Origin of the sequence: Allostella sp. (genome assembly GCF_041913585.1) — a bacterium.
Lineage (GTDB): Bacteria > Pseudomonadota > Alphaproteobacteria > ATCC43930 > Allostellaceae > Allostella.
In genome coordinates this window covers 1-5,015 of sequence record NZ_JAYSFE010000204.1, presented here as the reverse complement: position 1 = coordinate 5,015, position 5,015 = coordinate 1, and the positions used below count along the sequence as shown (strand labels likewise).

Below are 5,015 nucleotides of genomic sequence, written 5' to 3'. Positions count from 1 at the left end.
CATGGGCGAAGAGCACGGCGTCGGACCAGCCGGCACCGTGAGCGACGACGTGGGCGATCCAGGCTTCGAGCCCGGCGCGGTCGCGGACCAGCCCGTCCTCGACCGCCCATTCCAGGCCGTGACTGTAGCTGAAGGCGCCGGTCGGGTAGGCGGGCGAGGTCCAGGCGAGGAGCCGGTAGAGCGCCGCCGCCCCCCCGTCAGCCAGCGGACCGGGCACGGGTGTGGGCGTGACCATGGGAATGGCCGTGGCCGTCGTGCGCGTGATCGTGCCCGTGGTCATCCCCGTGGTCATGGCCGTGGTCATGGCCGTGCGGGTGCCGCGGGTCGTGGTTGTGCTGGCCATAGGCGCCGCCCTCGGGATTGAACGGCGCCTCGACCGGCTCCACCGTCGCCCCCAGGCCGCGCAGCATGTCGACGATGACGTGGTCGTCGCGGATGAGGATGCGGTCGGCGCCGATGTCGGCCGGCAGGTGGCGGTTGCCGATGTGCCAGGCGAGCCGTGCGAGGCCGCCCGGCGTCGCCGCCGTCACCGCGACCAGCCGCTCGGGCTTGGCCACCACCCGCACGAAGCCGCCGCCGTCGAGCGCCAGCCCGTCGCCGTCACCCAGCACGGTCGCCGTCGCGAGGTCGAGCAGGAAGAGCAGCCCGCTCTCTGCCCGCAGGCGCACCCGCCGCCGGAAGCGGTCCTCGAAATCGAGGACGACCCGGTCGACCACCTTGGTCTCGTCCCAGTTCCCCCGCGATTCGACCCTGGTCGCGCGCAGCATGGCCCGGCCCCTTCAGAACAGGAAATAGCGCTGCGCCATCGGCAGCACGGTCGCCGGCTCGCAGGTCAGGACCTCGCCGTCGGCGCGGACCTCGTAGGTCTCGGGATCGACCTGCATGTTCGGCGTCAGGTCGTTCAGCACCATGTCCTTCTTGCCGATCGCGCGCGTGCCGCGCACGGCGACCAGCCGCTTCGACAGGCCGTAGCGTTCGCCGATGCCGACATCGAGCGCGGCCTGGCTGACGAAGACCACCGACGAATGGGCCAGCGCCCGCCCGAAGGCGCCGAACATCGGCCGGTGGTAGACCGGCTGCGGCGTCGGGATCGAGGCGTTGGGGTCGCCCATCAGGGCGGCCGCGATCATGCCGCTCTTCAGCACCATGTCGGGCTTGACCCCGAAGAAGGCGGGCGACCAGACGACGAGGTCGGCCAGCTTGCCCGGCGTGACCGAGCCGATCTCGTGCGCCATGCCGTGGGCGACGGCCGGGTTGATCGTGTACTTGGCGATGTAGCGGCGGGCGCGGAAATTGTCGTTGTCGCCGGTCTCCTCCGGCAGGCGGCCGCGCTGGCGCTTCATCTTGTCGGCGGTCTGCCAGGTGCGGATGACGACCTCGCCGACCCGTCCCATCGCCTGGCTGTCGGACGACATCATCGAGAAGGCGCCGATGTCGTGCAGGATGTCCTCGGCCGCGATCGTCTCGCGCCGGATGCGGCTCTCGGCGAAGGCCACGTCCTCGAGCAGGCGCGGGTCGAGATGGTGGCAGACCATCAGCATGTCGAGATGCTCGTCGACCGTGTTGACGGTGTAGGGCCGGGTCGGGTTGGTCGAGGACGGCAGCACGTTCGCCTCGCCGCACACCTTGATGATGTCGGGCGCGTGGCCGCCGCCCGCGCCCTCGGTGTGGAAGGCGTGGATGGTGCGGCCCTTGAAGGCGGCCACCGTGGTCTCGACGAAGCCCGATTCGTTCAGCGTGTCGGTATGGATGGCGACCTGCACGTCCATCGCGTCGGCGACCGTGAGCGCGGTGTCGATGGCGGCCGGCGTCGTCCCCCAGTCCTCGTGCAGCTTGAGGCCGCAGGCCCCGGCCAGGATCTGCTCCTCGAGCGGCGCCCGCCGGCTGGCGTTGCCCTTGCCGACGAAGCCGAGATTGACCGGAAAGGCCTCGGCCGCCTGCAGGATGCGCATCATGTGCCAGGGGCCGGGCGTGCAGGTGGTGGCGCTGGTGCCGGCCGCGGGACCGGTGCCGCCGCCGAGCATCGTGGTGATGCCCGACATCAGCGCCTCCTCGATCTGCTGCGGGCAGATGAAGTGGATATGGGCGTCGAAGCCGCCCGGCGTCACGATCTTGTTCTCGCCGGCGATGACCTCGGTGCCGGCGCCGACGACGATGGTGACGCCCGGCTGGGTGTCGGGGTTGCCGGCCTTTCCGATGGCGGCGATGCGCCCGTCCTTGATGCCGATGTCGGCCTTCACCACCCCCTGATGGTCGAGGATGAGGGCGTTGGTGATGACCGTGTCGACGACGCCCTGGGCGCTGGTGCGCTGGCCCTGGCCCATGCCGTCGCGGATCACCTTGCCGCCGCCGAACTTCACCTCCTCGCCATAGATCGTGTGGTCGCGCTCGACCTCGATGAAGAGGTCGGTGTCGGCGAGCCGGACGCGGTCGCCGACCGTCGGTCCGAACATCGCGGCATAGCCGCGGCGGGTACGCCGGACCGCCATCAGAGCGGTCCGTCGACGAGGCCGCGGAAGCCGATCGCGACCCGGTCGCCGCCGAACGGCACCAGGGTGACGGAGCGGGTCTGACCCGGCTCGAAGCGGACGGCGGTGCCGGCCGGGATGTCGAGCCGGCAGCCGCGCGCCTTCTCGCGGTCGAAGGACAGGGCGGCGTTGGTTTCGTGGAAGTGATAGTGGCTGCCGACCTGGATCGGCCGGTCGCCGGTGTTGGCGACGTCGAGCGTCACCGTCGGCAGCCCCGCGTTCATGACGATGTCGCCGTCGGCCGTCACCACCTCGCCCGGCACCGCGGCCGGGGTGCCGAGCCGGATCGGCCGATGCACGGTGACCAGCTTGGTGCCGTCGGGAAAGGTCGCCTCGACCTGGATCTCGTGGATCATCTCGGGCACCCCCTCCATCACCTGCTCGGGCGTCAGCAGGTCGGCGCCGGCCGCCATCAGGTCGGCGACGCTGCGGCCGTCGCGCGCGCCCTCGACGACGAAGTCGGTGATGAGCGCCACCGCCTCGGGGTGGTTCAGCCGGACGCCGCGTTCGAGGCGCCGCCGGGCGACCATGGCCGCCATCGCGACCAGGAGCTTCTCGCGTTCCCTAGGCGTCAGGTTCATGCCCGATCGTTCCCCTCCCCACGCACCCGCCGACTCCCTCGGACCCGCCGGGCGGACTGCATCATCCGTACCACAGTTCCGGCAGGCGCTCCGGCAGGCCGGCAAGCCGGTTGCGGACGCGGCCGGCGGCAGCGAGCACCGCGTCGCGCAATGCGCGGGCATCCCTGCCCAGAAATCGGGCAACCATGACCGGCCCGACGACGGAGGCGCCGATCCGGACCTCCGGGCGCTCGTCCGCGACGGCGCGCACCGCATCGCGTGCGGCCGCCCCGCCCTCGCCGACGAGCAGCAGCGTCGCCATCGCCGCCGCCCCGTCGAGACCGGCGCGCGCGGCGAAGGCGGCGGCGAGCGGCTCCGTCAGGCGCAGCGCATCGGCCCAGGCGAGGCGCCCATCGATGCGCACGCGCCAGTCGTCGCGCAGCATCCCGGTGGCCAACACCTCGCCGCGGGCCCGACGCCCGAAGACGAGCATCTCCAGCGCCAGGAGCCGGCCGCCGGCATCGACGTCGACCTCGGTCGTCCGGACCAGCCGCGCGCCGTCGAAGAGGATCGCCTCCTGCGGCAGCCACTCGAACCAGGCGCCACGCGCGACGCGCACCGCGACGGCGAAGCGCGTGTCCTCGCCGGCCGAGCGATAGACCTTCTCCGCCGCCTGGGTGGCGACGGTCGCGACGGAACCGGCTTCGGCCGCGAGGTCGAGGCGGATCCGGTCGCCGCCGGCCAACCCGCCCGACGTGGTGACGAGGATCGCCGGCAGCGGTTCGCCCCGCTCCGGCAGCGGGAAGAGAAAGCGCACCGGGTCGCTCTGGAAGAGGCCGGTCGGCTGGGTGCGGCCGCCGGCCGTGACGAAGCGCAGCCGGCCACGGCCATCGGATCGCTGGAGACGGGTCGGGAGAGCGGTGGACGGGAGCGGCGCGGAACGCATCGCCGCACCCTACCATCGGGGCCCCGGCCGCCGACAGGCCGCGCTCTTCCGGGGAATTCCCGGGCGCCGATGGAACCGCGGCGATCTCCCGGCCGTTGAAATGGCCAGTCGGGCAGTCGGAGGTCCGGGCCGAAAGCGGCATCGCCTGCGGAAGGCGCCGTCGGCCCGCCTTCAAAGGTTCGAAGTCGTACCAAGGAGAAGCGTCGGCGTACGGATGAGAGCCTGCACGGAAATTGCCCCGACAGCGCTCCGGTGCTGCCACTTTTCCGCCGATATTCCAGCGTTTTGCTCCGTACGAAGGTCATCGAAGGAGGTTATCATGAAGAAGTTCTCGACGGCCGGTGTCCTCGTCGCCGGCGTTCTCGCCCTTTCCGCCTGCGGCTACTCGCAGGGCGACCGTGCCCTCAGCGGCGGCGCGCTCGGCGCGGCCGGCGGTGCCGCCATCGGCGGCCTGACCGGCGGCAGCGTGCTCGGCGGCGCGGTCCTGGGCGGCGCGGCCGGCGCCGCGGCGGGCGCCCTGACCTCGCCGCGGGACGTCAATCTCGGCCGCCCGGCCTGGCGGTAACGAACCTCCGCCGTCGGGCCCGCCCCCGGAGGCGACGGCCGGGGAGAGGGGGGGGCGCGCGCCCACGCCGCCCCCCCCACGCCCAGTACCGCGGGGGGGCGGGGGGCAGGCCCGGGGGACGCCGGCGGCGGCCTGGGGGGCGGGGCCCGGCAGCGCGCCAGCGCGGCCGCCCCTTCTCCATGTCCGGCGGGGACGCGGGGATCAGGCCGTTCCGACGCGGTCGGCGAAGTGGCAGGCGGCCCAGTGGCCGACGTCCCCATGGCCGGCGGTGACCGGGTCGAGGCGCGGCGCCTCGACCGTGCAGCGGTCCTGGCGCAGCGGGCAGCGGGGGTGGAAATGACAGCCCGACGGCGGGTTGAGCGCGCTCGCGATCTCGCCCTTCGCCTTGTCGCGCGCGGTCGCCGCGTGCTGGCGGA

Annotated in this window: 7 protein-coding genes; 1 reads left to right on the top strand and 6 read right to left on the bottom strand. The window is 72.9% G+C overall.

Going from position 1 to position 5,015, the window contains the following annotated elements; translation table 11 throughout:
- The 5 genes from ACE3Q3_RS22815 to ACE3Q3_RS22795 form a co-directional block, all read right to left on the bottom strand.
- The coding region (locus ACE3Q3_RS22815; RefSeq protein WP_374449904.1) for an urease accessory protein UreF at window positions 1-217 on the bottom strand (217 nt) is incomplete at its 3' end.
- The gene (locus tag ACE3Q3_RS22810; RefSeq protein ID WP_374449902.1) at window positions 198-767 is read right to left on the bottom strand and encodes an urease accessory protein UreE; all 570 of its coding nucleotides are present in this window, start codon (window positions 765-767) and stop codon (window positions 198-200) included. The genes ACE3Q3_RS22815 and ACE3Q3_RS22810, both read right to left, overlap by 20 nt.
- A 12-nt stretch (window positions 768-779) precedes the next feature.
- A complete protein-coding gene (gene ureC / locus ACE3Q3_RS22805; RefSeq protein WP_374449900.1) occupies window positions 780-2,489 on the bottom strand; it encodes an urease subunit alpha in 1,710 nt (569 codons plus the stop codon).
- Window positions 2,489-3,109, bottom strand: a complete 621-nt coding sequence (locus tag ACE3Q3_RS22800) for an urease subunit gamma (protein WP_374449898.1) — start codon at window positions 3,107-3,109, stop codon at window positions 2,489-2,491. Before ACE3Q3_RS22800 ends, ureC begins: the two co-directional genes overlap by 1 nt.
- A gap of 61 nt (window positions 3,110-3,170) precedes the next feature.
- Window positions 3,171-4,034 (bottom strand): urease accessory protein UreD, encoded by an 864-nt coding sequence (locus ACE3Q3_RS22795; RefSeq protein ID WP_374449896.1) that lies wholly within the window; start codon window positions 4,032-4,034, stop codon window positions 3,171-3,173.
- Between the two features lie 319 nt (window positions 4,035-4,353).
- On the opposite strand from ACE3Q3_RS22795, the gene ACE3Q3_RS22790 reads away from it, so the two are divergent.
- A complete protein-coding gene (locus ACE3Q3_RS22790; protein ID WP_374449894.1) occupies window positions 4,354-4,599 on the top strand; it encodes a hypothetical protein in 246 nt (81 codons plus the stop codon).
- A 201-nt stretch (window positions 4,600-4,800) separates the two neighbouring features.
- On the opposite strand, the gene ACE3Q3_RS22785 is transcribed toward ACE3Q3_RS22790, so the two are convergent.
- Window positions 4,801-5,015 (bottom strand): oligopeptide/dipeptide ABC transporter ATP-binding protein (locus ACE3Q3_RS22785; protein ID WP_374449893.1); only part of this gene is annotated, 215 nt, incomplete at its 5' end.